Source organism: Nocardia asiatica NBRC 100129 (assembly GCF_000308415.1).
GTDB classification, from domain to species: Bacteria; Actinomycetota; Actinomycetes; order Mycobacteriales; family Mycobacteriaceae; genus Nocardia; species Nocardia asiatica.
In genome coordinates, this window is sequence record NZ_BAFS01000085.1 from 1 (window position 1) to 25,583 (window position 25,583).

Annotated in this window: 23 protein-coding genes and 1 pseudogene; 13 read left to right on the plus strand and 11 right to left on the minus strand. The window is 69.2% G+C overall.

The window, feature by feature from the left end; all coding sequences use genetic code 11:
- Positions 1-331: sigma-70 family RNA polymerase sigma factor (locus ON27_RS08465; RefSeq protein ID WP_043722127.1), on the plus strand; the 331-nt coding region annotated here is incomplete at its 5' end.
- A gap of 27 nt (positions 332-358) precedes the next feature.
- Here the strand turns inward: ON27_RS08465 and ON27_RS08470 are convergent.
- The gene (locus ON27_RS08470; RefSeq protein ID WP_043722232.1) at positions 359-853 is read right to left on the minus strand and encodes a MarR family winged helix-turn-helix transcriptional regulator; all 495 of its coding nucleotides are present in this window, start codon (positions 851-853) and stop codon (positions 359-361) included.
- A gap of 116 nt (positions 854-969) precedes the next feature.
- On the opposite strand from ON27_RS08470, the gene ON27_RS08475 reads away from it, so the two are divergent.
- Positions 970-3,054 carry an MMPL family transporter gene (locus tag ON27_RS08475; protein WP_083887440.1) on the plus strand — a complete coding sequence of 695 codons (2,085 nt, stop codon included), beginning with the start codon at positions 970-972 and terminating at the stop codon, positions 3,052-3,054.
- A 203-nt stretch (positions 3,055-3,257) separates the two neighbouring features.
- Here ON27_RS08475 and ON27_RS08480 read toward each other — a convergent pair whose 3' ends face one another.
- From ON27_RS08480 to ON27_RS08500, 5 genes are all read right to left on the minus strand, one after another.
- Positions 3,258-3,431, minus strand: a complete 174-nt coding sequence (locus tag ON27_RS08480; protein ID WP_043722130.1) for a CsbD family protein — start codon at positions 3,429-3,431, stop codon at positions 3,258-3,260.
- Positions 3,432-3,556: 125 nt separating this feature from the next.
- Entirely contained in the window at positions 3,557-4,375 is an 819-nt protein-coding gene (locus ON27_RS08485; RefSeq protein ID WP_051046356.1) for a hypothetical protein, read from the minus strand.
- A gap of 314 nt (positions 4,376-4,689) precedes the next feature.
- Positions 4,690-5,985, minus strand: a complete 1,296-nt coding sequence (locus ON27_RS08490; protein WP_043722133.1) for a bifunctional o-acetylhomoserine/o-acetylserine sulfhydrylase — start codon at positions 5,983-5,985, stop codon at positions 4,690-4,692.
- 43 nt (positions 5,986-6,028) lie between these two features.
- On the minus strand, positions 6,029-6,544 hold the full coding sequence (locus tag ON27_RS08495; protein ID WP_043722134.1) for an OsmC family protein: 516 nt from the start codon (positions 6,542-6,544) through the stop codon (positions 6,029-6,031).
- 88 nt (positions 6,545-6,632) lie between these two features.
- Positions 6,633-7,790, minus strand: a complete 1,158-nt coding sequence (locus ON27_RS08500; RefSeq protein WP_051046357.1) for an AI-2E family transporter — start codon at positions 7,788-7,790, stop codon at positions 6,633-6,635.
- Between the two features lie 122 nt (positions 7,791-7,912).
- Here ON27_RS08500 and ON27_RS08505 point away from each other — a divergent pair, with 122 nt between their 5' ends.
- Positions 7,913-9,370, plus strand: coding sequence for an SDR family oxidoreductase (locus tag ON27_RS08505; protein ID WP_043722139.1), 1,458 nt, complete (start codon positions 7,913-7,915; stop codon positions 9,368-9,370).
- 394 nt (positions 9,371-9,764) lie between these two features.
- Positions 9,765-11,051 (plus strand): vWA domain-containing protein, encoded by a 1,287-nt coding sequence (locus ON27_RS08515; protein WP_043722145.1) that lies wholly within the window; start codon positions 9,765-9,767, stop codon positions 11,049-11,051.
- A 121-nt stretch (positions 11,052-11,172) separates the two neighbouring features.
- Here the strand turns inward: ON27_RS08515 and ON27_RS08520 are convergent, their stop codons facing one another.
- Positions 11,173-11,448, minus strand: coding sequence for a hypothetical protein (locus tag ON27_RS08520; protein WP_043722149.1), 276 nt, complete (start codon positions 11,446-11,448; stop codon positions 11,173-11,175).
- Positions 11,449-11,838: 390 nt separating this feature from the next.
- On the opposite strand from ON27_RS08520, the gene ON27_RS08525 reads away from it, so the two are divergent.
- The 5 genes from ON27_RS08525 (at position 11,839) to ON27_RS08545 (ending at position 17,281) form a co-directional block, all read left to right on the plus strand.
- The gene (locus ON27_RS08525; RefSeq protein WP_040865713.1) at positions 11,839-12,132 is read left to right on the plus strand and encodes a hypothetical protein; all 294 of its coding nucleotides are present in this window, start codon (positions 11,839-11,841) and stop codon (positions 12,130-12,132) included.
- A 126-nt stretch (positions 12,133-12,258) separates the two neighbouring features.
- Complete coding sequence (locus ON27_RS08530) at positions 12,259-13,662, plus strand: DUF1254 domain-containing protein (protein ID WP_051046358.1); 1,404 nt, start codon at positions 12,259-12,261, stop codon at positions 13,660-13,662.
- Between the two features lie 117 nt (positions 13,663-13,779).
- On the plus strand, positions 13,780-15,186 hold the full coding sequence (locus ON27_RS08535; protein WP_043722152.1) for a DUF1254 domain-containing protein: 1,407 nt from the start codon (positions 13,780-13,782) through the stop codon (positions 15,184-15,186).
- A gap of 131 nt (positions 15,187-15,317) precedes the next feature.
- A complete protein-coding gene (locus ON27_RS08540) occupies positions 15,318-16,547 on the plus strand; it encodes a cytochrome P450 (RefSeq protein WP_043722241.1) in 1,230 nt (409 codons plus the stop codon).
- A gap of 8 nt (positions 16,548-16,555) precedes the next feature.
- Positions 16,556-17,281, plus strand: coding sequence for a TetR/AcrR family transcriptional regulator (locus ON27_RS08545; RefSeq protein ID WP_043722154.1), 726 nt, complete (start codon positions 16,556-16,558; stop codon positions 17,279-17,281).
- Between the two features lie 10 nt (positions 17,282-17,291).
- On the opposite strand, the gene ON27_RS43855 is transcribed toward ON27_RS08545, so the two are convergent.
- Both ON27_RS43855 and ON27_RS43860 read right to left on the minus strand, forming a co-directional pair.
- Positions 17,292-18,305 (minus strand): HNH endonuclease, encoded by a 1,014-nt coding sequence (locus ON27_RS43855; RefSeq protein ID WP_043722157.1) that lies wholly within the window; start codon positions 18,303-18,305, stop codon positions 17,292-17,294.
- A 602-nt stretch (positions 18,306-18,907) separates the two neighbouring features.
- Positions 18,908-19,330: pseudogene (locus tag ON27_RS43860) on the minus strand (TerD family protein); the annotation flags it as partial.
- An 84-nt stretch (positions 19,331-19,414) separates the two neighbouring features.
- Between ON27_RS43860 and ON27_RS08560 the strand changes: the two are divergent.
- Positions 19,415-19,912 (plus strand): hypothetical protein, encoded by a 498-nt coding sequence (locus ON27_RS08560; protein WP_051046359.1) that lies wholly within the window; start codon positions 19,415-19,417, stop codon positions 19,910-19,912.
- Positions 19,913-19,919: 7 nt separating this feature from the next.
- Here the strand turns inward: ON27_RS08560 and pabB are convergent, their stop codons facing one another.
- Entirely contained in the window at positions 19,920-22,169 is a 2,250-nt protein-coding gene (gene pabB / locus ON27_RS08565) for an aminodeoxychorismate synthase component I (RefSeq protein ID WP_043722162.1), read from the minus strand.
- An 89-nt stretch (positions 22,170-22,258) separates the two neighbouring features.
- Between pabB and ON27_RS08570 the strand changes: the two genes are divergently transcribed.
- The 3 genes from ON27_RS08570 to ON27_RS08580 all read left to right on the plus strand — a co-directional run bounded on the left by ON27_RS08570 (position 22,259) and on the right by ON27_RS08580 (position 25,190).
- The gene (locus tag ON27_RS08570) at positions 22,259-23,314 is read left to right on the plus strand and encodes a phosphotransferase family protein (protein ID WP_043722164.1); all 1,056 of its coding nucleotides are present in this window, start codon (positions 22,259-22,261) and stop codon (positions 23,312-23,314) included.
- A 71-nt stretch (positions 23,315-23,385) separates the two neighbouring features.
- Positions 23,386-23,916 (plus strand): DinB family protein, encoded by a 531-nt coding sequence (locus tag ON27_RS08575; protein ID WP_043722167.1) that lies wholly within the window; start codon positions 23,386-23,388, stop codon positions 23,914-23,916.
- A 143-nt stretch (positions 23,917-24,059) separates the two neighbouring features.
- Positions 24,060-25,190 (plus strand): NDMA-dependent alcohol dehydrogenase, encoded by a 1,131-nt coding sequence (locus ON27_RS08580; protein WP_043722168.1) that lies wholly within the window; start codon positions 24,060-24,062, stop codon positions 25,188-25,190.
- A 6-nt stretch (positions 25,191-25,196) separates the two neighbouring features.
- Here the strand turns inward: ON27_RS08580 and ON27_RS08585 are convergent, their stop codons facing one another.
- Positions 25,197-25,544, minus strand: a complete 348-nt coding sequence (locus tag ON27_RS08585; protein WP_043722170.1) for an iron chaperone — start codon at positions 25,542-25,544, stop codon at positions 25,197-25,199.
- Positions 25,545-25,583 lie beyond the last annotated feature (39 nt).

The window sequence follows — 25,583 nt, forward strand, 5'->3', positions numbered from 1 at the left end:
GGTCACCCAGGCCCTCATCGCGCGCAACGCCTACCAGACCTCCTCGATCGATGCCGCCGCGGACACCGACGACGCGGAGTCGGGCGGTCCCTCGCTGCTGGACTCCCTCGGCGCCGAGGACCCGGACTTCGGCACCGTCGAGAACTACCTCGCGGTCAAGCCGCTGCTGGCGGCCTTGCCGGAACGGGAGAAGCAGGTCTTGGTGATGCGCTTCTTCGATTCGATGTCCCAGGAGCAGATCGCCCAGCGGATCGGCTGTTCCCAGATGCAGGTCTCGCGGATCCTGTCGAAGACCTTGAAATCGCTCCGCGAGCAGGCTCTGCGCGACTGACGCCGGGACCGGACCTGCCGCCGGCGCTCAATCGCCGGTCAGGTCGGCGTGATAGTCGCGCATCGCCAGCACGACGGCGACCAGCACGCGGTGCGCGGCGCGCAGGTCTTCGTCGGGGAGCGCGGCCATCGCGGCGCGGGTCTGCCGCCCGAGCGGGGTGAAGAAGCCGCGCGCTACGTCCATGCCGTGCTCGTCGTAGTGCAGGATGACCCGCCTGCGATCGGCCGGGTCCGATGCGCGGCGCAGGTGACCCGACTCGATCATGCGCTCGACCAGATAGGTCACCGCGGACGAGGAAATACCCATCAGCTTGCCGAGCCCGCCCGCGGTGAGCGGGGCGCCCTCGATCTCGGCGGTCGCGACGTGCATCAGGGCACGGAAGTCGTTGGCGCGTAGTTCGTTGGACCGCGCGAAGACCTGTCCGATCTGCTCGGAGATCGCGGTGAGCGCGCGGATGTCGGCGGCGATGTCGGATTCCAATGCGTCGCGGTCCGGCTCGTCCGCGTTTGGTTCCTCGGTCAACGGCGCATCCTTTTCCACACGGGCGTCAGCGTAGTTCAGCAGGTGTCTCGATTGCTTAATATTTAAGTTTCTGAGAGAGTTGCCGGGTGAGCGCTTGGGACCGCTATGCATCGTCGGTGACCGCCCGGACCTCGTGGGTGCTGCTTCTGGCCCTCGCCGCGGCCTCGATCGGCCTGATCGGCGCGGTGGGGGAGAACGAGGCCGCCGGGCAGGCCCCGACCGCGCTGCCGTCGTCGGCGGAGTCGGCGCGGGTCGAACAGGCGCTGGCGGACTTCCCCGACGCGGGGACGGCGGCCGCCATTGTGGTTGTCACCCGCGCCGATGGCGGCGAACTGACCGAGGACGACCGGAACGCCACCGCCGCGGCGGTGGCCCGTGCGTCGGGCCGGACGCCGGGACCGGCCGACCTGCTCGCCGCGCCGGACCGCAAAGCGGCGATCGGGCAGGTGCCCGTCGACGCGGGCCTGAGCGGCTTCCCGCTGACCGAGCGCATCTCCGATATCCGCACCGCCGCCAGGGAGGGACTGCCCGAAGGGCTGACCTTGCAGGTGACCGGAGGCCCCGCGTTCGGCGCCGACATCGCCGACTCGTTCTCCGGCGCAAATGTCACCTTGTTGGCGGTGACTGCGGTGGTTGTCGCGGTGCTGCTGATCGCGACCTACCGCTCCCCGGTGCTGTGGCTGGTGCCGCTGCTGGTGGTCGGGGCGGCCGACCGGGTGGCCACCAGCGCCGGAACCGCCCTGGCGCGGCTGACCCCGCTGACCTTCGACGGCTCGACCTCCGGCGTCACGAGTGTGCTGGTGTTCGGCGCGGGCACCAACTACGCGCTGCTGCTGGTGTCGCGCTACCGCGACGAACTGCACCGTGAACCGGATCACCGCGCCGCGTTGCGCCAGGCCGTGCGGCGCGCCGGGCCCGCGATCCTGGCGAGCAACGTCACGGTGGTGGCCGCGCTGCTCGTGCTGCTGCTGGCGTCGGTGCCCAGCACCCGCAGCCTCGGCGTGATGGCCGCGCTCGGGTTGCTGATCGCGGTGGTGTTCGTCCTGCTGGCGCTGCCCGCCGCGCTCGCGCTGTGCGGTCGCAACGTGTTCTGGCCCTTCGTGCCGCGGGCCGACGATCGCGACACGGCCGGCGAGGGAGTCTGGCACGCGATCGCCGCGCGCGTGGTGCGCCGACCCGCGCTGATCGCCGGAAGCGCGATCGCGGTGCTCGCGGTCTGCGCGACCGGATTGCTGACGTCGCAGGTGGGGCTTTCGCAGACCGAGCAGTTCCGGGTGAGCGCGGAGTCGGTGGAGGGGTTCGACGCCCTCGCGCAGCACTTCCCTTCCGGTTCTTCCGACCCCGCGATCGTCCTCGCGCGCGGCACGGCGGCGGCGGGAATCGAGGAGGCGTTCCGGCGCACCGAGGGCGTGGTGCTGACCTGGCAGACGGGTACCTCGCCGACCGGGCTGACCCGGTGGTCGGTCGTGATCGACGCGCCACCGTCGTCCGCTCGCGCCTTCGGCACGATCGAGGCGCTGCGCGCGTCGGTCGGGCAGGTGGCGGGAGCCGACGCGCTGGTCGGCGGCACCGACGCCCAAGCGCTGGACGTGCAGAACGCCGCGAGCCGGGACCGCGCGGTGATCATCCCGCTCATCCTCGTGGTCGTGCTCGTGGTGCTGCTCGTGCTGCTGCGGGCGGTGCCCGCCGCGCTGCTGCTGGTCGCGGTGACGGTGCTGAGCGCGCTGGCCGCGCTCGGGCTGGGCAGCTGGATGAGCGAGCACGTGTTCGGATTCCCGGCGTTGGACATCAGTGTGCCGCTGTTCGCGTTCCTGTTCCTGGTCGCCCTCGGCGTGGACTACACGATCTTCCTCGTCACCAGGGCACGGGAGGAGACGCCGCGCTACGGCACCACGCACGGCATGGTTCGGGCGGTGTCGGTGACCGGCGCGGTGATCACCAGCGCGGGCATCGTGCTGGCCGCGGTGTTCTGTGTACTCGGCGTGCTTCCGCTGATCACGCTCACCCAGGTCGGCATCGTGGTCGGCCTCGGCATCCTGCTCGACACGTTCGTCGTGCGCACCGTGGTGATTCCGGCGCTGTTCAGTCTGATCGGACGCAAGATCTGGTGGCCGAGTGAACTGCGGCTGGTCGAGGAGGACGGTGTGGCTTCCGGCGCGGATCAGTCGGCCGGTGACCAGCCGGGTCCGCAGGGCAAGTAGTCCACGCTCGAGCGCGTCCGGACGCGGGGCCGACCTGGACCGGTTGAACCTGTGCAGCGCGATGAGCGGATGACCGCTCGATGCGGCCATCCGCTCATAGGTGTCGCCTGCCCTACCGGCCGTGCGGAACGGCGTCGTCCGCCATCGCTACGGCCGTGCGGGCACTCTCGACGGTCTGCGTCCGAATGCGCCCTGGGCGGTCGTCAGTGCCGGAAGGCGTCCTTGACCTTCTCGCCGGCGTCCTTCAGGTCCGACTTGACCTTGTCGGTGCGGCCTTCGTCGCGCTTCCCCCGATCGCCTGTGGCCTCGCCGAACTTCTCTTTGGCCTGACCGGCGACTTTATCGGCCTTGTTCTTCGCCTTGTCGACTGTGCTCATGTCACAACCTCCTTGTGAAGAGACCGGCCGACCATCTTCAGCCGGTCTTCTTCGCCATAGCCCGTTATGACGCGGTCAAACGTACGGAAGAAACCGATCCGGGTCGGGAGCGCTCGGAAAGCGGATCAAGAAGCAGGAACCGTGGGCGGGGTGAGAAGTCCCTGGAGCACGCCCACACCGGCGCCGACCGCCGCGCCGACGGCGATGGCCGGGGAGGCGACGAATCCGTAACCGACGGCGGCGCCGAAGGCCATCACGGCCACCGTCCCGGTCGGGAACATCGGGATGCCGGCGATGGCGCCGCAGACGGCGCCGATGACCGCGCCGATGGAGGCGACCGGCGCGGCCACCATGCTGCCCACCGAGGCGCCGATGGCGGTGGAACCGATCAGGTCGGCGGCGATGCGGTCGGAGCGCGACGGCTCGAAGCCCGCCGAATCCAAGGTCTGCGCGATGCCCGCTTCCGGAACCGCTATCGCGTCGTTGAAGATCTTGCCCTGCTCGGGAGTCATGAAGTCCGGTCGGCCGATCACCACCGAACCCACGCGCAGCGTGCCGGGCGGCGCCTCGATCGGCGCGACCGCGGGAGCGGGGGCGGCGGGATTGGGCAGGTGCAGGCGGTGCGGGAGAATCGGGGCGAGCACGTTCGGATCCGGCATCGGCCGGTTGGTGCTCAGGTCGTTGCGGCCTGCGGAAACCGGCGGCGCGGGCGGAACGGCCTCGGGCGGAAGGGCTCCGGGGTCCGCGGGATCGGCGGCGGGGGTGATGACGCCGACGGCGGGCGCCGGTGCGAACGGAAGCTGAATCGAGATCTCCGGCACCAGCGGATCGGCGGTGGCGGTAGCGGCGCCGATCACCGACAGCGGTATGGCGCCCGCGACGACCAGAGTGGCGGCGCGGCGTAAGAAGGGGTGTGCGGGAGTTTCGGGTACCGCTATGTCCATGGACTTACCCACCTCATTCTGAAGAGGACATATACCTACCTTTCTAGTTCGATTCAGAAAGCCTTACGGATGCGCGAAAGTTCGATTTCTTTTCGATCGCGGGGAACCGTGCACGTGGACAATGTAATCCGCGCGACGGTGCTGAATCGCCGTGCCGCCGTGCGCAAACGATGACAATCGCGGTGTCGGCCCGATTTATCGACGGAAATCACGAAAAGCGGCTCGAAACGGGGTTTCCCCCTGCTGCACGGCTTCCGATCCGCATCGCGGACAGGCAAAGCGCCCCGAGGCGGATCACCCCGGGGCACAGTGCGTCAGGACGCGGCCGCGAACCCGGCGCGCAGATCGGCGAGGATGTCATCGATGCCCTCGATGCCGACCGCGAGCCGGACCAGGCCGGGCGTGACGCCCGCGGCCAGCTGCTCCTCCGGCGTGAGCTGCGAGTGGGTGGTGGAGGCCGGATGGATCACCAGCGAGCGCACGTCACCGATGTTGGCGACGTGACTGTGCAGCCGCAGCGCCTCGACGAACCGCTTGCCCGCGTCGACCCCGCCGGCCAGCTCGAAGCCGATCACCGCGCCGGCGCCCTTCGGGGCGAGGCTGCGCGCCCGCTCGTACCACGGCGAGGACGGCAGGCCCGCGTAGGACACCGAGGTGACCTCGGCACGGGTGGTGAGGAATTCGGCCACCGCCTGCGCGTTCTGCACATGCCGCTCGATCCGCAGGCTCAGCGTCTCCAGACCCTGGCTGATCAGGAACGCGTTGAACGGCGAGACCGCCGAGCCGAGGTCGCGCAGCAGTTGCACGCGCGCCTTGAGCGCGTATGCGGGTGCGCCGAGGTCGGCGAACACGGCGCCGTGGTAGCTCGGGTCCGGTTCGGTGAAGCCCGGGAAACGGCCGCCGGTCCAGTCGAACTTGCCGCCGTCGACGATCACGCCGGCGATGGCCGCGCCGTGGCCGCCGAGATACTTGGTGGCCGAGTGCACGACGATGTCGGCGCCGTGGGCCAGCGGCTGGATCAGGTACGGCGTGGCGACGGTGTTGTCCACGATCAGTGGAACGCCGTTGTCGTGGGCGACGCCCGCGATGCCCGGGATGTCGAGGATGTGGTTCTGCGGGTTGGAGATCGTCTCGCCGTAGAGCGCCTTGGTGTTCGGGCGGATGGCGGCCTTCCACTGCTCGAGGTCGTCGGGATCGTCCACGAACGAGACCTCGATGCCGAGCTTGGGCAGCGAGTAGTGGAAGAGGTTGTAGGTGCCGCCGTAGAGCCGGGGGCTGGAGACGATGTGGTCGCCCGCTCCGGCGATGTTCAGGATCGCGAAGGTCTCCGCGGCTTGCCCGGAGGCCACCAGCAGCGCGGCGACGCCGCCTTCGAGGGCGGCGATGCGCTGTTCCACCGCGTCCTGGGTGGGGTTCATGATCCGGGTGTAGATGTTGCCGGGCTCGGCCAGACCGAACAGCGCCGCCGCGTGCGCGGTGTCGCGGAAGGTGTAGGAGGTGGTCTGGTAGATCGGTAGCGCGCGGGCGTTGGTGGTGCCGTCCGGGATCTGTCCGACGTGGATCTGCTTCGTCTCGAAGCTCCAGTCCTGGGAGAGATCGGGTTCAGTCATCGGGGTGGTCCTCCTGGTGATGGTCGATCGGTTGTGGCAGCGGCTAGTCGGTGATCAGGGTGGTATCGACCGGAGTGCGTCCGGTGGTGAGATCCAGCACGGGGCAGTGCGCGTCGACGGCCCGTTGGAGTTCGGCGTAGCGCTGCTCGGTGTCGGGTCCGCTGATCCGCACGGTCACCCGCACCGCTCGGAACCCGGCGCGGACGTTGTCATCCAAGCCGAAGAATCCGCGCACGTCGAGGTCGCCTTCGGCGCTCACCGCGAGGTCGTCGATCGTGATGCCGAGGCGCTGGGCCCAGAACCGGTAGGTCACCACTTGACAAGCGATGAGCGACGCAAGGTACACCTCGACCGGATTGGGCGCGGTGTCCGCGCCGCCGAGCGCGGGCGGCTCGTCCACCCGCACGGTGTACTTGCCGAGGCTGATCGCGCTGCCCACCGTACCCTCCGGAGTTCCGGAGGCACGGAACACCACCAGCGCGTTCGCCGGGTCGTCCGCAACGGCACGAGCCGTGGCGTCGGCGATGTCGTTGAGCGGAGTGCCCACATCAGTTGTCATGTCCACTGACGCTAAGAACCGCGGCGGACGACGGCGAGAGTTTCATTCGGGCTGAGTACAACGATGGCCGGGCCTTCGATGCGATGGGTCAGTCCGCGGTCTCGGTCTCAGGCGCGGTCTCCGTCTTCGGTTCCGGCGGCGCGGTGGTGGCCGCGTCGATCTGTTCGCCGATATAGCGCAGGACGACCGCGACGATCGCGACGACGGGCACGGCCAGGAACGCGCCGACGATCCCGTAGAGCGAGCCGCCCGCGGTGACCGCGAGCAGCACGATGACCGCGTGCAGCTGCATGGTGCGGCTCTGCAGCACCGGTTGCAGCACATTGCCCTCCAGCTGCTGCACGGCGACGACGATGCCGAGCACGATCAGGGCGGTGACGAAACCGTTGCCCACCAACGCCACCAGCACCGCGAGCGCACCCGCGACGAACGCGCCGACCATCGGGACGAATCCGCCGAGGAAGGTGACCACCGCCAGGACCAGCGCCAGCGGCACCCCGAGGATGACCAGGCCCGCGCCGATGAGCACGGCATCGATCAGGCTGACCAGCGCCTGGGTGCGGATGAATCCGCCGAGCACGGTCCAGATCCGGCCGAGCACCTCCTCCAGGTGCTTGCCGCTGCGGCTACCGGTGATGCCGTGCACCCAGGGCAGGAAACGCGGTCCGTCCTTGATGAAGAAGAACACCAGCACGAGCACCAGGAACAGGGTGATGAGCACCGACGTCGCGGTGGTCACGCCGGTGAACACGCCGCTGGCGATCTGCTCCGAACTCGACTGCAGCCGGGAGACGATCGCGTCCACGGCCGAATCCAATTGCTCGTCCCGGATTCTCAGCGGCGGGCCTTGTAACCAGTCGCGCACCTGCTCGACGCCCGCGCTCGACTTGTCGGCCAGTTCCGGCGCCTGGTCCACGACCGACGGCACGATCAGCGCGATGACCCCGGCCAGCACACCGATCAAACCGATCACCCCGATCGAGGCGGCCGCGGCGGGCGGCAGGCCGCGCGCGGTCAGCCAGCGCACCGGCGGCCACAGCACCGTGGCGATCACAATGGCCAGCGCCACCGGCAGGATCACCACCCACAGCCGGGCGATCAGGAAGCCGAGCACCCACGCGCCCGCCGCGATGGCGACGATGCACAGCGCCCACTTGGCCAGCCACAGCACACCCCCGCCGATGACGTCACCGCGATCCCGCAATGTGGGCTTGTCCGGTCCGTGGCTTTTGCTACGTTCGCTCACCGGCCCAGTCTGGCACGAGGTGGCCGCATTGATCAGGGCTCACGGCCGGTCGCGAGCGAGACGCTGTTTGACCCGGCGGCCCCGGGTCATCACCGGAGCAGGTCATCGGAAGGGTGGTTGTCGTGCGATGTGTGGTGTTCGGCGCGACCGGTTACATCGGCGGACGACTGGTACCGGAGTTGCTGGCGGCTGGTCACCGGGTCCGGGTGCTGGCGCGCACGCCGGGCAAGCTCGCCGAGGCGCCGTGGCGCGATCGCGTCGAGGTGCTCGCCGGTGACGTGACCTCCGTCGCCGACGTGCGCGCCGCCCTGTCCGGGCAGGACGTGCTGTACTACCTGATCCATTCGCTGACCCGCGCCGACTTCGACACCGTCGACCGGGAGGCGGCCACGCTGGTCGCCGCCGAAGCGGCGCAGGCGGGCTTGACCAGGATCGTCTATCTGGGCGGCATCACCCCGGGCACGCAGCGGTTGTCGCGCCACCTGGCCTCCCGCGCGGAGGTCGGCGAGATCCTGCGGGCGGGGCCGGTGCCCGCGCTGGTGCTGCAAGCCGCGGTGATCATCGGTTCCGGCTCGGCCAGTTTCGAGATGCTGCGTTACCTGACCGAGCGGTTGCCGATGATGGTCACGCCGCGCTGGGTGCGCAACCGGATCCAGCCGATCGCGGTGCGTGACGTGCTGTACTACCTGACCGAGGCCGCGACGCTGCCCGCAGGCGCGGGCGGAACCTTCGACATCGGCGGTCCGGACGTGCTGACCTACGTGCAGATGATGCGCGGCTACGCCGAAGTGGCGCAGCTGCCGCGCCGGCTGATCGTGCCGGTGCCGGTGCTGACGCCGTGGTTGTCGGCGCAGTGGGTGAACCTGGTGACCCCGGTACCGCGCGCGATCGCCGTGCCGCTGATGGAGTCGCTGATCAACGACGTGGTCTGCCGCGATCACGCGATCGCCGATCTGGTCCCGGACCCGCCGGGGGGCCTGACCGGTTACCGGCAGGCGTTGACGCTGGCACTGCGGAAGATCCGCGATCTGGACGTGCCGACCCGGTGGTCGGACGCCCACTCGCCGGGCGCGCCGTCGGATCCGCTGCCCACCGACCCGGCGTGGTCTGGCGGTTCGCTGTACCGGGATGTCCGCGAGCGTCACACCGACGCCGACCCGGCGACGCTGTGGCGGGTGATCGAGGCGATCGGGGGCGAACACGGCTGGTATTCGTTCCCGCTGGCCTGGTCGCTGCGCGGGTGGATCGACCGGCTCGCGGGCGGCGCCGGTCTCGGCCGCGGTCGCCGCGATCCGCACCGGTTGCACGAAGGCGAGGCACTGGATTGGTGGCGGGTGGAGCGGCTGGAGCGTCCCCGGCTGCTGCGTCTGCGCGCCGAGATGCGGGTGCCGGGCCGGGCCTGGCTGGAACTGGCGGTCGAGCCGGACGGTCCGGGCGCCACCTACCGTCAACGCGCGCTGTTCGAGCCGCACGGGCTGGCCGGGCATCTTTACTGGAAGTCGATCGCGCCCTTCCACGCCGTCATCTTCGGTGGGATGGCGCGCAATATCACGGGCGCCGCGGAATCCTCCCGCGCGTGATGACGCCCCGTCGGGCCGCGACCGCAGCGGCTCGCCGAACCCGGCGGGCGCGCCCGGGATCGATGCGTTCACGGTCGAGATCGCCGGAGTCGACGTGCGGCGATTCCACGACGCGCTGGTGGCCGACCCGCGGGCGCGCGAACGACTGGTCGGCGGTTCGGTCAGCGATGGCGGCACGCTCGTTCTGGTCGCGGATATGGCCGATGTCGAGCCGACCCGGCGATTTTGCCGAGGGAATCGGCGGAGAGTGGGATGCGGTCACGGTGCACTACGGCGATCGCGAGTTCGTCGGCGCCTGAACCGGCCGCGCGCGGCGAAGACCCGGCATCCTTCCGATGGTGGATCTACCCTGATCCCGGTGGCGATTTCGGAGTGACGACGGCTGGGAGTCTCGGTGGGTGCGGCATTGGTCAAGGGACAGAACGGGGCACTGGATGTGCCCCGCGTGCTGGTGTCGGTGCGCACCGAAGCCACTATCGACGTTTCGGCGCTGCTGGTGACCGAGACCGGGCGGGTGCGATCGGACGCCGACTTCGTGTTCTTCAACCAGCCCAGCGCGCCGGGCGTGTCGCTGGAGCCGGGAACGCCTCGCGCGCTGGCTGTTTCGCTCGACGACCTGCCCCGCGACATCGCGCAGCTACGCGCGGTGCTGACCTTGGACGATCCGGCGCAGACTTTCGGCCGGTTCGCGCCACCGGTCGCGACGGTCGCCGACGCGGCGGGAAACCTGCTGTACGAGTACCGCATCGAGGGCCTGGGCAGTGAATCCGTGGTGATCGCGCTCGAGCTGTATCGCAGGCAATGCGCGTGGAAGGTGCGCGCGGTCGGGCAGGGCTATGCGGGCGGCTTCGCCGCGCTGGTCACCGATCATGGTGTGAGCGTCGAGGACGAGCCCTCCCAGGACCAGGTCCAGTCCGCGCCGCAGCCGCAGGCCATGGCCACTCCGGCGGCGGAGGTCTTCACCGTTCCCGGCGAGGCGAAGCTCTCGCTCGAGAAGCGGGCGACGTTGGACCTGCGTAAGCGCGTGGTCGCGAAAGTGCTGATCGATAAGGAGGCTTTCGGGATCCGCGCCCGTGTCGTGCTCGTCATCGACAAGACCGGCAGCATGAAACGGCAGTATCACAACCAGGTGGTGCACCGGGTCGTGCAGCGGATGATTCCGGTGGCCACCCAACTCGACGACGACGGCACCTTGGAGGCGTATCTCTACGCCCTCTCCTTCGTCAAGCTGCCCGACATCACCGTCGAGCACGGTGACGAGTGGGCCCGGACCTTCTTACATCTCACCGGGACCCACGAGGGCATCGACTACGACCGGCTCGGCGGCCGCAACGACGAACTGCCGATCATGAGCGACATCATCGAGTCGTTGCGTCCCGGCGGCCGCCCCACCCTCGTGTTGTTCTTCACCGACGGCGGCTTCGCCAAGAAGCGCGAGATCGCGGCGCTCATGCGCGATGCCTCGCTGCTGCCCGCGTTCTGGCAGTTCGTCGGTCTCGGACGTGCCAATTACGGTGTGTTGCGCACTCTCGACGAGCTGTCCGACCGAGCGGTGGACAACGCGGGATTCTTCGCCTTGGACGACATCGATAAGGTCGACGATGCGCAGCTCTACGCGCGTCTGCTCGGCGAGTTCCCGGACTGGCTTCGCGCCGCGCGCGCCGCGGGCATCCTGCGCTGACCGCGGAAGTGCGCATCGGCGCGCTGCCACGGCCTACAGCGCGGAGCTGCCTGCCCACTGACACATCCCCCGTTTGTCATAGCTAAAAGCTATGCTGGGGTGTGTTTCGGCGCGGCCCGAATCAGCCGATGACGGCGTTCATGATGGTGCCCGCGCTGGTGGCGACCACCCCGCCGATCATGGCTCCCGCTACCATCTTCGGCGACTCGAGACCGCCGCCGGTCCACTTCTCCCAGGCGAAGCGGCCACCGGCGTAGATGATGCCGCAGATGCCCGACAGGAGCACGAACCACGTCAGGTAGCGGACCAGTTGGAGGAACTTGTCGGAGATCGGCGGTGCTTCTGGTGTGGGGTTGCCGATCTGCGCCAGGGTGTCGTAAGCGGCGGCCAGGATCATCGTCGTTCGCTCATTCTGGATTCGGGACAGGGGCAAGTGATTCGCTGAAGAAGATCGTATCCGTTCGCTCGCCGCGATGCAGTCAGGTCCGTGTAGCGCAGGGAAGTTCGCGTTTCCCGTCTCCGTGCCGGGGTAGGCGAAGCTCGGGATCATGGATGACGCGCGGCGGTCGAGACCTCGCCGCCGCTTTTCGCCGGACCCGGCCGGGGACTGTTCGCGGGGCGATCCGACGTGATCCACCGCCGATCGCGGGCGTTCCGGGCAGAGCGCGCCGCGGCGCGGTCCGTACCCGTATCCTGGTGCCTGGCCGAATTCATCGGTGGTCGAACAGTTTTCGCAAAGAGGCTGGTCGACGGCGGGGATTGTATTCGAGCGTAGAGGGAGTAGACGGTGAGCATCATTCTGGCGTCGGTCGGCGATTCGTTCACGACGTTGGCGCAGATCGGCAATCCGACCCCGGAGGCTCCGCCTCTGGCGGACAAGCTCTTACAGTTCGTGCGGTATCTGACCTGGTTCGCACTGGCGTCCGGCATCGTCAGCATCATCTACGCGGGCGGCAGATTCGCCTGGGAGAAGTGGAGCGGCGGCGGGTTGCAGTCGCCGAAGATGATCGCGGGGGCGATGCTCGGCGGGGTGGTCGCCACCAGCGCGGGCACCATCATGAACACCGTCCTGGAGTTCTGACCGCGGCCGCCGTTCGGTGATCTGACGCGCCCTTCACGGCGCTGACCTGCTATTTCCGCTGGTAGGGCGGGTAAGATCCGTTGCGGATCTCGCGGTGCCCGATCGGATCGGAGGCGGAGCAGGATCATGGACACAACCGGCGGGAAGGTCACCGTGTCGCGGCGCACGGCGTTCGGTATCGCGGCGACCGCGCTCGGGGTGGCGGCATGCGGCGGATCCGGCGAGCAGGACTCCGGCCCGGTTCCCGGCGATGCCGTCACGGTCGCCAAGGACGCCTACGTGTTCGGGTTTCCGCTGGTGTTGCTGGACGTCACGCGCGCGGCGGCGGAGGCGGTCACCCCGGTCAACCGGTTCCAGCACGCGGCGTCGCTGCCCACACCCGCGCAGCGGGAGGTGGTGCGCCTGGACCGGGATACGCTGCGTTCGACGGCTTGGCTGGATCTGACGTCGGAGCCGATGGTGTTGCAGGTTCCTGGGATGGGTGGTCGGTTCTGGTTGGCGCAGGTGTTGGATGCGTGGACGAACAATGTGCACAATCCGAGCAGTCGTCGGCCGCAGGCGGTGTCTGATGTGCCGCCGTATACGTATGTGGTGACCGGTCCTGGTTGGTCGGGTGTGTTGCCGGAGGGGTTGACGCGGTTGGCTGTGCCGACGCCGACGGTGTGGTTGATCGTGCGGATTCAGGTCGACGGTGAGAAGGATCTTCCGGTGGTGCGGTCTCTGCAAGAGGGGTTGCGGTTGGTGCCGTTGAGCGCGTGGCAGACGGGCGCCCCGCCGCCGGCGCCCGCCGCGCCGCCCGCGCAGGAGAGCGGGCAGTCGCCGCCGGAACTGGTCGGGGAGATGGACGCGCGCGTGTTCTTCGATCGGATGTGCGCGCTGTTGTCGATCAATCCGCCCGCCCCCGAGGACGCGCCCGCCATGCGGCGCTTCGCGACCATCGGCATCCGGCCCGGGGGTGCGGTGGAAGGCGTCTCCGACATCGATCTGGCCACCGCGGTGGAGACCGCCCAGCAGCAGATACCGGTGTATATCGGTGCGCGGACGGTCAACGAGAACGGCTGGCTGATCGATCCGGACGTCGGCCGGTACGGCGTCGACTACATGCTGCGCGCCGCCATCGCGGGGGTGGCCCTCGGCGCGAGCCTGGCGGAGAACGCCTTCTATCCGACCCTGTTCGCCTCCACGGACGCGGGCGGTGACTCGGGTCGATTCCGGTTGCACTTCGCGCCCGGCCAGTTGCCGCCGGTCGACGCGTTCTGGTCGCTGACCGCCTACGGCGCGGACAGTTACCTGGTGTCCAATCCGGCGGCGATCTACGCGGTGGGCCACCCGGTCCCGGTGGCGCTCAATCCGGACGGATCCTCCGATATCGCGGTGCAGTACGCCGACCCGGGACCGGCGGTACCCGCCGGGAACTGGCTGCCCATCCCGGAAGCCGGTCAGTTCTCGCTGACCCTGCGGATGTACGCGCCGAAGGCGGAGGCCGTGCAGGGGCGATGGCGTCCGCCGCCGCTGGTCCCGGTGTTCTGATCCGCCGCGCGACCGACCGCGTATCGCTCCGCTGACCAGCGTTTTCTCCTCCGTGCGGCGGGTATGATCCGGTGGATCCGGCGCGGTAACCGAGCAGATCGGAGGCGGAGCGGGATCATGGCGGACAGCACCCGCGGTCACGGGCTGTCGCGGCGCGCCGTGCTCGGCATGGCCGCGACCTCGATGGCCGCGCTCGGCGCGGCGGCATGCGGCGGATCGGAGCAGGAGGGCGCCGAGCGCTCGGCCGTGACCACCGAGAACGGCATGATCGCCAAGGACGCCTACGTGTTCGGGTTTCCGCTGGTGTTGCTGGACGTCACGCGCGCGGCGGCGGAGGCGGTCACCCCGGTCAACCGGTTCCAGCACGCGGCGTCGCCGGTCACCGCCGCCGATCGCGACCGGGTGCGGCCGGACCCTGACACTCTGCATTCGACGGCTTGGCTGGATCTGACGTCGGAGCCGATGGTGTTGCAGGTTCCTGGGATGGGTGGTCGGTTCTGGTTGGCGCAGGTGTTGGATGCGTGGACGAACAATGTGCACAATCCGAGCAGTCGTCGGCCGCAGGCGGTGTCTGATGTGCCGCCGTATACGTATGTGGTGACCGGTCCTGGTTGGTCGGGTGTGTTGCCGGAGGGGTTGACGCGGTTGGCTGTGCCGACGCCGACGGTGTGGTTGATCGTGCGGATTCAGGTCGACGGTGAGAAGGATCTTCCGGTGGTGCGGTCTCTGCAAGAGGGGTTGCGGTTGGTGCCGTTGAGCGCGTGGCAGGCGGGCGCCCCGCCGCCCGCGAGCCAGCCGCCGAGCGGGCGATCGAACGCCCAACGCCCCGTCGAGCAGGTGCTGGCGATGGACGGGCGCGAATTCCTCGATCGGATGTGCGCGTTGCTGTCGATCAATCCGCCCGCCCCCGAGGACGCGCCCGCCATGCGGCGCTTCGCGACCATCGGCATCCGGCCCGGCGGTGCGGTGGAAGGCGTCTCCGACGCCGAACTGACTGCCGCGGCGGACGCCGTCGAACAGCAGCTGCCCGTGACGATCGGAGCCAACACGATCAACGACAACGGCTGGGTCACCGATTTCGGGGCCGGCCGTTACGGCACCGACTATCTCCTTCGCGCCGTCACGGCGTTCGGCGCTCTCGGCATTCCCCTCCCCGAAGACGCGCACTACTTCTTCACGGCGGTTCCCGCGGGCTCCGGCCCGTTCCGGTTGCACTTCGCCGCCGGGGAGCTGCCGCCGGTGGACGCTTTCTGGTCGCTGGCCGTCTACGATGCCGCGGACCATCTGGTGGCGAATCCGGCCGAGATCTACTCGATAGGTCACCATGTCCCTGTCGTGCTCAATCCGGACGGCTCTCTAGACCTGACGCTCCAGCGCGACGAGCCCGGTCCCGGCGTGCCCGAGGGCAACTGGCTGCCCGTCCCGGCGTCGGAGCCGTTCTCGGCAACCCTGGCCTTGTTCGAACCGAGAGATTCCGTCCTGCAGCGACGCTGGCATCCGCCACCGCTGATCGCGCTGCGCTAGGGAACGGAAAAGTAAACATGTTTTACTAAACACTGTTCACGAAGCGGTGTTCTGTGGTTGCATCTCCCTTGACCGCGTTCCCGCATCGCCGTGGGGGCCGCGCCCCACACCGTAGGAGATTTGCCGTGACCGTGACCACGCCCTCGATCCCGACGGGATTCGACTTCACCGACCCCGACCTGCTCGCCGCCCGCCTGCCCATCGCGGAGTTCGCCGAACTGCGCCGCACCGCCCCGGTGTGGTGGTGCACGCAGACCGATAGGGCCAGCGGCTTCGACGACGGCGGGTACTGGGTCGTCTCCAAGCTCGCGCACATCAAGGAGATCTCGAAGAATCCCGAGGTGTTCTCCTCCCACCAGAACACCGCGATCATCCGGTTCAACGAAGAGACCACCCGCGAGCAGATCGACATGCTCGGCGACATGCTGCTGCTCAACCTCGACCCGCCCAAGCACACCAAGACCCGCCGCATCATCTCCAAGGGCTTCACCCCGCGAGCGGTGGAGAGCCTGCGCTCCGCGCTCACCGAACGCGCGGCGCGGATCGTGCACGAGGCCAAGAAGTCCGGAAGCGGCGACTTCGTCGAACAGGTGGCGTGTGAGCTGCCGTTGCAGGCCATCGCCGAACTGCTGGGCATTCCGCAGGAGGACCGGAAGAAGATCTTCGACTGGTCCAACCAGATGATCTCCTACGACGACCCGGAGTTCGACGGCGACCATCACGCCGCCACCGCCGAGGTGATGGGATACGCCTGGAACATGGCCGAGCAGCGGCGCGCCTGCCCCGCCGAGGACATCGTCACCCAACTGGTCAACGCCGACATCGATGGGGAGCACCTCGGTTCGGACGAGTTCGCGTTCTTCGTCATCCTGCTGTCGGTGGCGGGCAACGAGACCACGCGCAACTCGATCACCCACGGCATGAAGGCGTTCGTGGACCACCCCGAGCAGTGGGAGATCTACCGGCAGCAGCGCCCGCGCACCGCGCCCGACGAGATCGTCCGGTGGGCTACCCCGGTGACCGCGTTCCAGCGCACCGCGACCCAGGACACCGTGCTGGGCGGTCAGGAGATCAAGCAGGGCCAGCGGCTCGGATTGTTCTACAGCTCGGCCAATTTCGACGAGGAGGCCTTCGCGGATCCGTTCACTTTCGACGTGCTGCGCGACCCGAACCCGCATGTGGGTTTCGGCGGCACCGGCACGCACTACTGTGTCGGCGCGAACCTGGCCCGGTTGCAGATCGATCTGATGTTCAACGCGATCGCCGACGTGATGCCCAACCTGCGGCAGGTGTCGGATCCGGTGCGCCTGCGGTCGGGCTGGCTGAACGGGATCAAGCGCTGGGAAGTCGAATACGCTTGAATCGAACGGTGCAACAGTCCAAACCGCGAGGCCGTGCGCCGGTGGTGACCGACACCGACATCCGGCGGGTCGCCAGCGCGCTGCTGGTCGAACGCGGGCCCGACGCGGTCACCCTGCGCGCGATCGCGCGGGAACTCGGTGTCACCGCGCCCGCGCTGTACCGGTACTACAACTCGCTGGAAGACCTGCTGGAACGGTTGCGGCTGGACTTCTGCGCCGACTTGGCGGCGGAACTCACCGCCGAGATCGCCACGCTGCCCGACGACGGCGCCGTGCAGTTCTTCGCCATCTGCCGTGGCTTCCGGCGCTGGGCGCTGACGCACACCAGGGAGTTCACCCTGGTGTTCGCCTCCCCCGGCGCCGGCCAGGCCCGCGCACTGCGCCGCTTCGACGAGCCCTTCGGCCGGGTCTTCCTGGCCGCAGCGGGCCGGCTGCTGGCGAACTACGACATCGTCACGCCGTCCACCGATGTCATCCCGCCGGAGCTGCGCGAGGATCTGGTGCACTTCCAGACCGAACTGCTGGCCGCGCTGTCGGAGTCGAGCCACAAATTCCCCGCCGAGAAGCTGGATCTCGGGGTGACGTATCTGATGATCCAGATCTGGGCGCGGCTCTACGGACACGTCACCCTCGAGGTGTTCGGGAACTACCCGATCCCGCTGGACAAGCCGGAGATCCTCTTCGACGCGATGCTGGCCGACCTGGGTCGTACCGCGGGCCTGCTCGCCGACTGAGTCGGGCGCGCTAGATGCGCGCGCCCTTCGCGCGGTTGCACGCGCGGCACAGGATCTGGAGGTTCGCCGCACTGGTCGCGCCGCCGCGGCTGAGCGGGATGATGTGGTCGAACTCCAGGTAGTGCCCGTCGCCGCATTCGACGCACCGGCCGCCGTCGCGCTGCCACACCTGCGCCTTCACTTCCTGCGGGATGCTGCGGGTGTCGCGCTGGCCGGGCGTGAGGACCAGCCGCTTGGCCACGCGCAGCGCGCCTTCCAGCGCGGCCGAGACGTAGTCCGGATCATCGACGGCGAACGTGGCGCCGCCGCGCGCGGAGGTGGCCGCGATCACCACGGCCCCTTGTTCGGTGTGCACCGACACGACGCGCGACCACGGCATCTCGATGCCGGTCTCGGCGCCGACGAAACGCAGCTTCTTGTTGCTGCCGATCAGCCTGCCCTCGGTGAGTCTCGGGCCGCGGGCGAGCTGCCGCACGTGCGTGGCGGGCAGGTCGAGGTGCACCGTTTCCTCGGGGTCCAGGTGCAGGCCGGGCGTGCGGACGACCGGCAGGTCCCCGGTGCGCAGCCGGTAGAGGGTGTGCCCGCGATGCATCCGGCGGCGCAGGTCCTCGATCAGGGGTCCGCCGAGCGCGAGTTCGGTGACCGCCTGCTCGAACAGTTCCACTTCGGCGTGCCGGACTTCGGCGTCGGCGAAGGCGAAGGTGACCAGCCGCTCGACGTAGCTCTGGCCGGCTTCGCGCAAGGCCGTGCGCCCCGCGTCGGCGTCGATGCGCTGGTAGCGCAACGAGGCCCACAACGCCGCCCACTCGGGGCCGCGCGGCCCGTGGGCGGTGAGCACCCGCCACGCGCGGGTGTGCCAATGGGTGAGGTACTCCTCGATCTCCTGCGCACACCGCTGGCACGGGGCGAGCCCGCCGAACAGCTTGCGGCGCAGCGGATTTCCGCAGCGGTCACAGTGGCGGCCCGTGGCGGGCACGCGCAGGTACCGGTCCTCGGCCCATTCGGCGCCGTCCCACCAGCGCATGCGCTGCGGGTCGTCCGGGTCCGGGTGCCAGTCCGCGTGCTCGGGGTTCGGGGCGGCGGAGGGAACGGCGCGGTGTCCGAGGTGTACCGGTGGAGATCGACCGGACGGCGAGTGCGCGGCAATGGAGCGGTGTCCACGCGGTCGAGCACCTCGGTGCGTGGCCGTGCGGGTGTGCCGGGGCCGGGGTGCGGGGCTTCGGGCCGCGCGAGTGACTGCTCGTCCTGGGGGCGATGCTCGCCGACGCGCTGCACCGGAACAGGTTCGGCGGCGCTGTTCGGTGCGTCGGTTCGCTCGGGCGCGGCGGATTCCCCGCTCCTGCGCGACTGGCCGGAGGCGAAAGATCCGTGGGGGAGGCGACGGGTCTGCACCGGGTCGCGGCGGTCCGGCCGTTCGCCCGCGTCGAGGCCGGACTCGCTCCCGCCCGCGGATCGGTGCGGAAGCCGTTCCTGCGCCGGTGTGATCGCGGCCGAGCGGTGCACGCGGAACGGGTTGGTGGGATGTGTGGTGCGGGCGGGCGCCGACGGATCGCTGACCTGGACGCCGAACTCGCTGACCAACCCGGCCAGTCCGCTGGCCCAGCCCTGGCCGATGGCGCGGAACCGCCACTGCCCGTCCCGGCGGTAGAACTCGCCGAACATCAGCGCGGGCACCGCCTCCACGTCGGCGATCTCGAATGTCACGACCGGCCCGTCGACGGAGTGCACGGCGATCGTCAGGTCGTGGATGTCGCCGAAGCTGCCCGCGTCCACCGAGCCGGAGACGACGATGCGATCGACGTCCGCTTCGGTGCGGGGCAGCGACACGCTCAGCCGCGCGGTGCCCGGCGCGGGTGCCTGGTCGAGGGTGACCGCCTGGGAGACGTGCCGCGGCGCGTTGTAGAACACCAGGTCCCGGTCGGAGCGGACAGCGCCCGCCGCGTCCAGCAGCAAGGCGTGCGCGTCCACCGCGTGCTCCGATCGCCATGAAACAACCACGGCTAGAAGAGATGTCGGTACCGCTGCGTTCGCGCCCTTGCTGAGTTTCATTGTGCTCGAACTATGCCACGACCCTCCGACACGCCGAACTCGCGAGGGGAGGTCCTTCGGCGGGGCGTGCGGCACAGTGTTCTCATGACGAACCCGAAGCGCCCGGGTCGTAAGCCCCCGGCCCCGAAACTGCCCGGTGGGCGGGTGCCCGGCCCCACCGACGTGCTGGCCGCCGCCCAAGCCGCGGTCGAAGCGGCGCAGACGGCCGCGGGGCAAGCGCTGGAAGCCGCCCAGTTGACCGCGACCTCGGCGTTCGACGCGGCGGTGCGGCTACCGCCCGCGTCGGCCCAACTCGCCGCGCAACTGCCCGATCTGGTCGACAACCTGTCGGCGGCGATCGAGCGGCTCAACTCCACCATCGATCGCCTCGACCGCACCCTGGCGCTAGCCGATCCGGCGTTCGCGGCCTACGACCGGCTGCTGCCCAGGCTGGAAGCGATGATCTCGCTAGGGGAGGACGTGCTCGGACGGCTGGCGAAGCTGCCCGGCGTCGCCTTGCTCGGCAAGCTGACCGGTTTGAGTACGCCGGAACCGCCCGCCGCCGAGCCGCCGCGCCGGAAGTCCACCAAGCGGCGTACCTAGTGCGCGCTCAGCGGTGCGCGTGATCGGCGGCGGCGCGCAGCGTGGCCGCGGCCTTGAGCAGGACCTCGTGGTATTCCTCGGCCGGATCCGAGTCGAGCACGATGGCGCCGCCCGCCCCGATCCGCCAGCGTCCGCCGTAGCGGACGGCGGTGCGGATCACGATGTTGAGGTCCGCGGTGCCACCGAGCCCGAGATAGCCGATCGTGCCCGAATAGACGCCGCGCGCCTCGGTTTCCAGCGCGTCGATGATCTCCATGGTGCGCAGCTTCGGCGCGCCGGTCATCGAGCCGCCGGGGAAACACGCGCGCAGGCAATCGACCACATCGACCTCCGGCCGCAGCCTGCCGCGCACCGTCGACACCAGTTGATGCACCGTCGCGTACTGCTCGGTGGCCATCAGCTTCGGGACGTACACGCTGCCGATCTCGCAGACCCGGCCCAGATCGTTGCGCAGCAGGTCGACGATCATCAAGTTTTCCGCCCTGGTCTTCGGGCTGTCGGCCAGCTCACGCCGCAGGCGCTCGTCCTGCTCGGGTGTCGCGCCGCGCGGTGCGGTGCCTTTGATCGGTTTGCTCTCCACGACGCGCCTGCGATCGACCTTGAGGAACCGCTCCGGTGACGAGCAGGCGATGTCGAGGTCGTCGAAGCGCAGATAGGCGGCGTACGGCGCGGGGTTGCACCGGCGCAGGGTGCGGTAGAAGTCGAGGCCGTCGGCCGCGGCGGCGGGGATCGTGGCGCTGTCGGTCAGGCAGATCTCGTAGGACTCGCCCGCGTGCAGCTGCTCCTGGCAGACCGCGATGTCGGCGAGATAGCGCTTCCGGCCTCGGGTGAGCAGCGGCGCGACGGCGTCGCTGTCCTGCGGTACCTCGAGTGTCGGCGGATTGGACCAGGTCGGCAGGGTCTCCAGGATTTCGCGGGTGTCGCGCAGCCAGTCCGCGCCGGATCGGGCGGTCGCCACGTCGTCACTCAGCGCGAGCAGGTGCGTGCGCCCGCCCACGTGATCGACCACCACCAACCTGTCGGCGAAGATCCACTGCGCGTCCGGGGTGGGCGCGCGGTGCGCGGCGTTCCCGCCGCAGTCGGCTTTGACCTCGTAGCCGAGGTAGCCGACATAGCCACCGGCGAAATCGAAGGGCAGGTCGGGCAGTTCCAGTCTGCGCGCGCGCAATTCGGCGGACAGGAACTCCAGGATGCCGCCCGGTGCGGTGCGCCGGCGCCCGTCGGCGGACTCCACGGTCACCTCGCCGTCGCCCACGCGGTAACGCAGCACCTCGGCCAGGGGACCGCTCGCGTCCCCGAGAAAGGAGAACCGGTCGGCCCCCGGTTCGACATGCTCGCTGTCGAGCCAGAAAGCGGTGGGAGAGTTGCCGTACAACTGCACGAACGCGCTCTCGGTATCGATCGGCCGTTCGATGACGGCCCGCTGGAGCCGGAAGGTCCGCGTCACCGGGAGGTCGGTGGGCGCCGGATCGGTGCGCGGGGCCGACGATCGCGCGGGGCGCTCGAGTTCGACCGCCGCGGCGGGGAACTGCTCGGGTGCCAGCGGCACGTGGGCGCCGGTCGGCGCTTCGGCGCCTGCCGTGGGAAGGGGGAATCCGGTGGCGACGGGCGTCGCGGGGACGTCGCGCTCGATGCCGAACGACCGGCTGCGGGCGAGGGAAGGACGCCTGCTCCCGTGTGCGGCGGTGAGCTTCGCGAAGTTGCGCAGCAATGCCGCGCCGAACTCGCCCGCGATCGATTCCGGGTGGAACTGCACGCCCCACTGTGGTCGCGTGCGATGCCGCACGCCCATGATCACGCCGTCGCCGGACAGCGCCGTGACCTCCAGATCGTCCGGCAGCGGCCGCAGCGCGCACAGCGAGTGATAGCGCACGGCGGTGAAGCCCTGCGGAATTCCGGCGAACAGGTCCCGTCCGTCGTGCTCGATCCGATCGAGGTACCCGTGCTTGGCGGCGGGCGACCCGGCGACCACGCCGCCGGCCGCGACCACGATGCCCTGATGGCCCAGGCACACCCCGAGCAGCGGCAGGTCGCACTCGCGGATCACCGCCGCGGAGATGCCCACGTCGCGCGCCACGTCCGGCCGCCCCGGGCCGGGCGAGACGACGACGTTGTCGAAGCGCCACGGATCGAGTTCGGCGACCGTCCTCGCCTCGTCGTTGCGCACGACCGTCGGCTCGACGCCGTTCACCTCGCTGATCAGCTGATACAGGTTGTAAGTGAACGAGTCGTAATTGTCGATCAACAGCGTGTGCATGGTTCTGGAAACCCTACGCCGCACCGGTCGGAGCTAACTGTTGTCGTCTGCCTTCAGTTCGGGTCGGCCGGTGGTGCACAATGTGGGGCATGTCTGTTGCGCAACCGGTCGATGTGGATCCCGCGGTCGTCGACTTCGCCGTCGTCGGAAAGTGGATGGATGAGCAGGGTCTGCCCGCGGGCGAGTTCGAGGACGTGACCGCGCTGGGCGGCGGAACGCAGAACATCATGCTCCGCTTCACCCGGGGTGGCCGGACGTACGTGCTGCGCCGCGGGCCGAAGCATCTGCGCGCCAAGAGCAACGACGTGATCCGGCGCGAGGCCCGCCTGCTGGGTGCGCTGGGCGGCGCCGAGGTTCGCGCGCCCCGGGTGATCGCCGCCTGCACCGACGAGTCGGTGCTCGGCGCGGTCTTCTACCTGATGGAGCCGATCCACGGCTTCAATCCGCAGAACGAACTGCCCGAACTGCACGCCGGCGATCCGGAGATCCGCAGGCAGATGGGCTTGTCGGCGGTCGAGGCCATCGCGCGGCTCGGCGCGCTGGACTATCAGGCGCTGGGCTTGGCCGACTACGGCAAGCCGGAGGGATTCCTCGAGCGTCAGGTGCCGCGCTGGCTCGGTGAACTCGAGTCCTATTCGGCCAACGAGGGCTACCCCGGCCCGGAGATCCCCGGTGTGGCGGCGGTCGGGGAGTGGCTGGACCGCAACCGCCCCGCCGAGTGGACGCCGGGCATCCTGCACGGTGACTGTCATCTGGCGAACATGATGTTCCACTTCGACGGCCCGCAGGTGGCGGCGATGGTCGACTGGGAGATGTCCACCATCGGCGACCCGCTGCTGGACCTCGGCTGGCAGATCGCCACCCGCCCGGAGCCCGGCACCACCGGTGCGGCGCTGGTCGGCAAGCTCGGCGCGGTCGGCGGGCTGCCGACGGCCGAGGAGATGATCGCCCACTACGGGCAGTTCTCCGAGCGTGATCTGAGCGCGATGCCCTGGTACACCGTGCTGGCCTGCTTCAAGCTCGGCATCGTGCTGGAAGGCACCCATGCCCGCGCGTTCGCGGGCAAGGCCCCCAAGCAGGTCGGCGACTTCCTGCACGCGATCACACTGGAACTCTTCGAGCGGGCACAGCGGCTGATGGAGTGACTGTCGGGATGTTGCGACAGCTGACCGGATATCGGTGGAAGGTGTCATCCGGCCGCGCCTAGGTTGAGCGCATGCCGATCGTTCCCGATGTCAAAGACTGGACCTGGGTGCTCGAACGTCCCTGTCCGCAGTGTGGCTTCGATGCCGCCGCAACCGCCTACGAAGCCGTGGCCGCGCTGACCCGGGAGACGGCCGTCCGCTTCGCCGCCGTGCTCGAACGCCCTGACGTGCGCGCGCGCCCCGACGAATCGACCTGGTCGGCCCTGGAGTACGGCGCTCACGTGCGCGACGTGTGCCGCCTGTTCGACACTCGCCTCGCCTTGATGCTGGCCGGCGGACCCGAGGGGGAAGCGCCGCGTTTCGCGAACTGGGACCAGGACGCCACCGCGATCGCCGACCGCTACAACGAGCAGGACCCGGCCCGGGTGGCCGCGGAGCTGGACGAGGCCGCGGGGCGGGTGGCGCGCTCCTTCGAATCGGTGCCGCCGCAGCGGCGTGGCCTGCGTGGCGCGCGCAGCGACGGCGCGCTGTTCACGGTGGAGTCGTTCGCGCGGTACTTCGTGCACGACCTGGTGCATCACGTGCACGACGTCCGGGGTTGACGCGTGGCGAAACTGTAACGCGTTCGGGTGGAAGGTCACGCTATACCGACGAATTTTTCCAGTGCCACTAGAACGCGTTACATTTTTCTCGTACTGTGGGTGCAGTCACATATAAGCACGTGCATGCGAGAGGGTCGACAGGAATGAAGACGAAGGGCGCGATCCTGTGGGGGATCGACCAGCAGTGGTCGGTGGAGGAGATCGAGGTCGGCGACCCGGTCGCGGGCGAGGTGCAGATCCGGATGGAAACCGCCGGTATGTGCCACTCCGATCATCACATCGTGACCGGTGCGACCCCGATGCCGTCCTTCCCTGTCATGGGCGGGCACGAGGGCGCGGGCGTGATCACCAAGCTCGGCCCGAACTGCCCGGCCGACCTGCAGGTCGGCGACCACGTGATCCTGTCGTTCATCCCCGCGTGCGGGCGCTGTCCGGCGTGCGTGGCAGGACACATGGCGCTGTGCGACCTGGGCGCGGGCTTGCTGATGGGGCAGGCGATCAGCGACGGCACCTACCGCATCCAGGCCCGCGGCGAGAACGTCATCCCGATGTGCCTGCTGGGCACCTTCGCGCCGTACATGACGGTGCACCACACCTCGGTGGTGAAGATCGATCCGAGCATTCCGTTCGAGGTGGCCTGCCTGGTCGGCTGCGGCGTCCCCACCGGCTTCGGCTCCTCCACCCACGTCGCCCAGGTGTCCCCGGGTGAGACCGTGGTGATCGCGGGCATCGGCGGTGTCGGCATGAGCGCGCTGCAGGGCGCGGTGCTCTCGGGCGCTTCGAAGGTGGTGGCCATCGACCCGAATCCGTGGAAGCGCGAGCAAGCGCAGAAGTTCGGCGCCACGCACACCTACGAGAGCATGGCCGCCGCGATCATGCCGCTGATGGAGGCCACCGAGGGCCGGATGGCCGAGAAGGTCATCCTGACCATGGGCGAGATGCACGGCGAGTACATCGAGGAGGGCCTGATCCTCACCTCGAAGGCGGGCACCCTGGTGGTCACCTCGATGGGCCGGATGGACGAGAACGACGTCAAGCTGAACAGCTTCCTGCTGTCGATGCTGCAGAAGACGGTGAAGGGCTGCATCTTCGGCGGCGGCAACGCCCGCCAGGACGCGCCGCGCCTGCTCGCGCTGTACAAGGCCGGTCAGCTGAACCTGGACGACATGGTCACCCGCAGCTACTCCCTGGAAGAGATCAACCAGGGTTACCAGGACATGCTGGACGGCAAGAACATTCGCGGCATCATCAAGTACACCGAGACGGACTGGTAGACCGGCTCAGCGCCGCTCGGCGAGCGCGGTGGCGATTCGTGCGATCAGCTCGTACGGCACCGGTTCGCCGAGCCGGAACCGCAGCGTTCCCTTTCCCGCCCGGTACGGCTCGAGCTCGCGTTCCAGCGCGGGATCGCCGTCCGGGATCGGGTAGAGGCTGACATGCTCCTTCCACCCCGCGAAGTGCACGACATTGCGGCCGCTCAGCTTGAAGGTGGGGATGTCGTAGCTGATCGCCTCGGTGGCCTCGGGCAGCGCCCGCCGGATGGCGGCGCGGATACCGCTCAATATCTCGCGCACGTCCTCCGGGAATCCGGCCAGATACGCGTCGATGTCCACGGGATGCTCCGCCACCAGGGCCTCCTCGCTTCCGGGATCGGCTACCGCTGTCCG

Coding starts and splice junctions, on each gene's coding strand:
- ON27_RS08530 (WP_051046358.1), top strand. CDS start 12,259: ATGGACACAACCGGCGGGAAGGTCACCGTGTCGCGGCGCACGGCGTTC.
- ON27_RS08580 (WP_043722168.1), top strand. CDS start 24,060: ATGAAGACGAAGGGCGCGATCCTGTGGGGGATCGACCAGCAGTGGTCG.
- ON27_RS43855 (WP_043722157.1), bottom strand. CDS start 18,305: ATGCGCTGGTGGGACGGCGCCGAATGGGCCGAGGACCGGTACCTGCGC.
- pabB (WP_043722162.1), bottom strand. CDS start 22,169: ATGCACACGCTGTTGATCGACAATTACGACTCGTTCACTTACAACCTG.
- ON27_RS08495 (WP_043722134.1), bottom strand. CDS start 6,544: ATGACAACTGATGTGGGCACTCCGCTCAACGACATCGCCGACGCCACG.
- ON27_RS08560 (WP_051046359.1), top strand. CDS start 19,415: ATGACGAACCCGAAGCGCCCGGGTCGTAAGCCCCCGGCCCCGAAACTG.
- ON27_RS08570 (WP_043722164.1), top strand. CDS start 22,259: ATGTCTGTTGCGCAACCGGTCGATGTGGATCCCGCGGTCGTCGACTTC.
- ON27_RS08485 (WP_051046356.1), bottom strand. CDS start 4,375: ATGGACATAGCGGTACCCGAAACTCCCGCACACCCCTTCTTACGCCGC.
- ON27_RS08520 (WP_043722149.1), bottom strand. CDS start 11,448: ATGATCCTGGCCGCCGCTTACGACACCCTGGCGCAGATCGGCAACCCC.
- ON27_RS08535 (WP_043722152.1), top strand. CDS start 13,780: ATGGCGGACAGCACCCGCGGTCACGGGCTGTCGCGGCGCGCCGTGCTC.
- ON27_RS08480 (WP_043722130.1), bottom strand. CDS start 3,431: ATGAGCACAGTCGACAAGGCGAAGAACAAGGCCGATAAAGTCGCCGGT.
- ON27_RS08490 (WP_043722133.1), bottom strand. CDS start 5,985: ATGACTGAACCCGATCTCTCCCAGGACTGGAGCTTCGAGACGAAGCAG.
- ON27_RS08575 (WP_043722167.1), top strand. CDS start 23,386: ATGCCGATCGTTCCCGATGTCAAAGACTGGACCTGGGTGCTCGAACGT.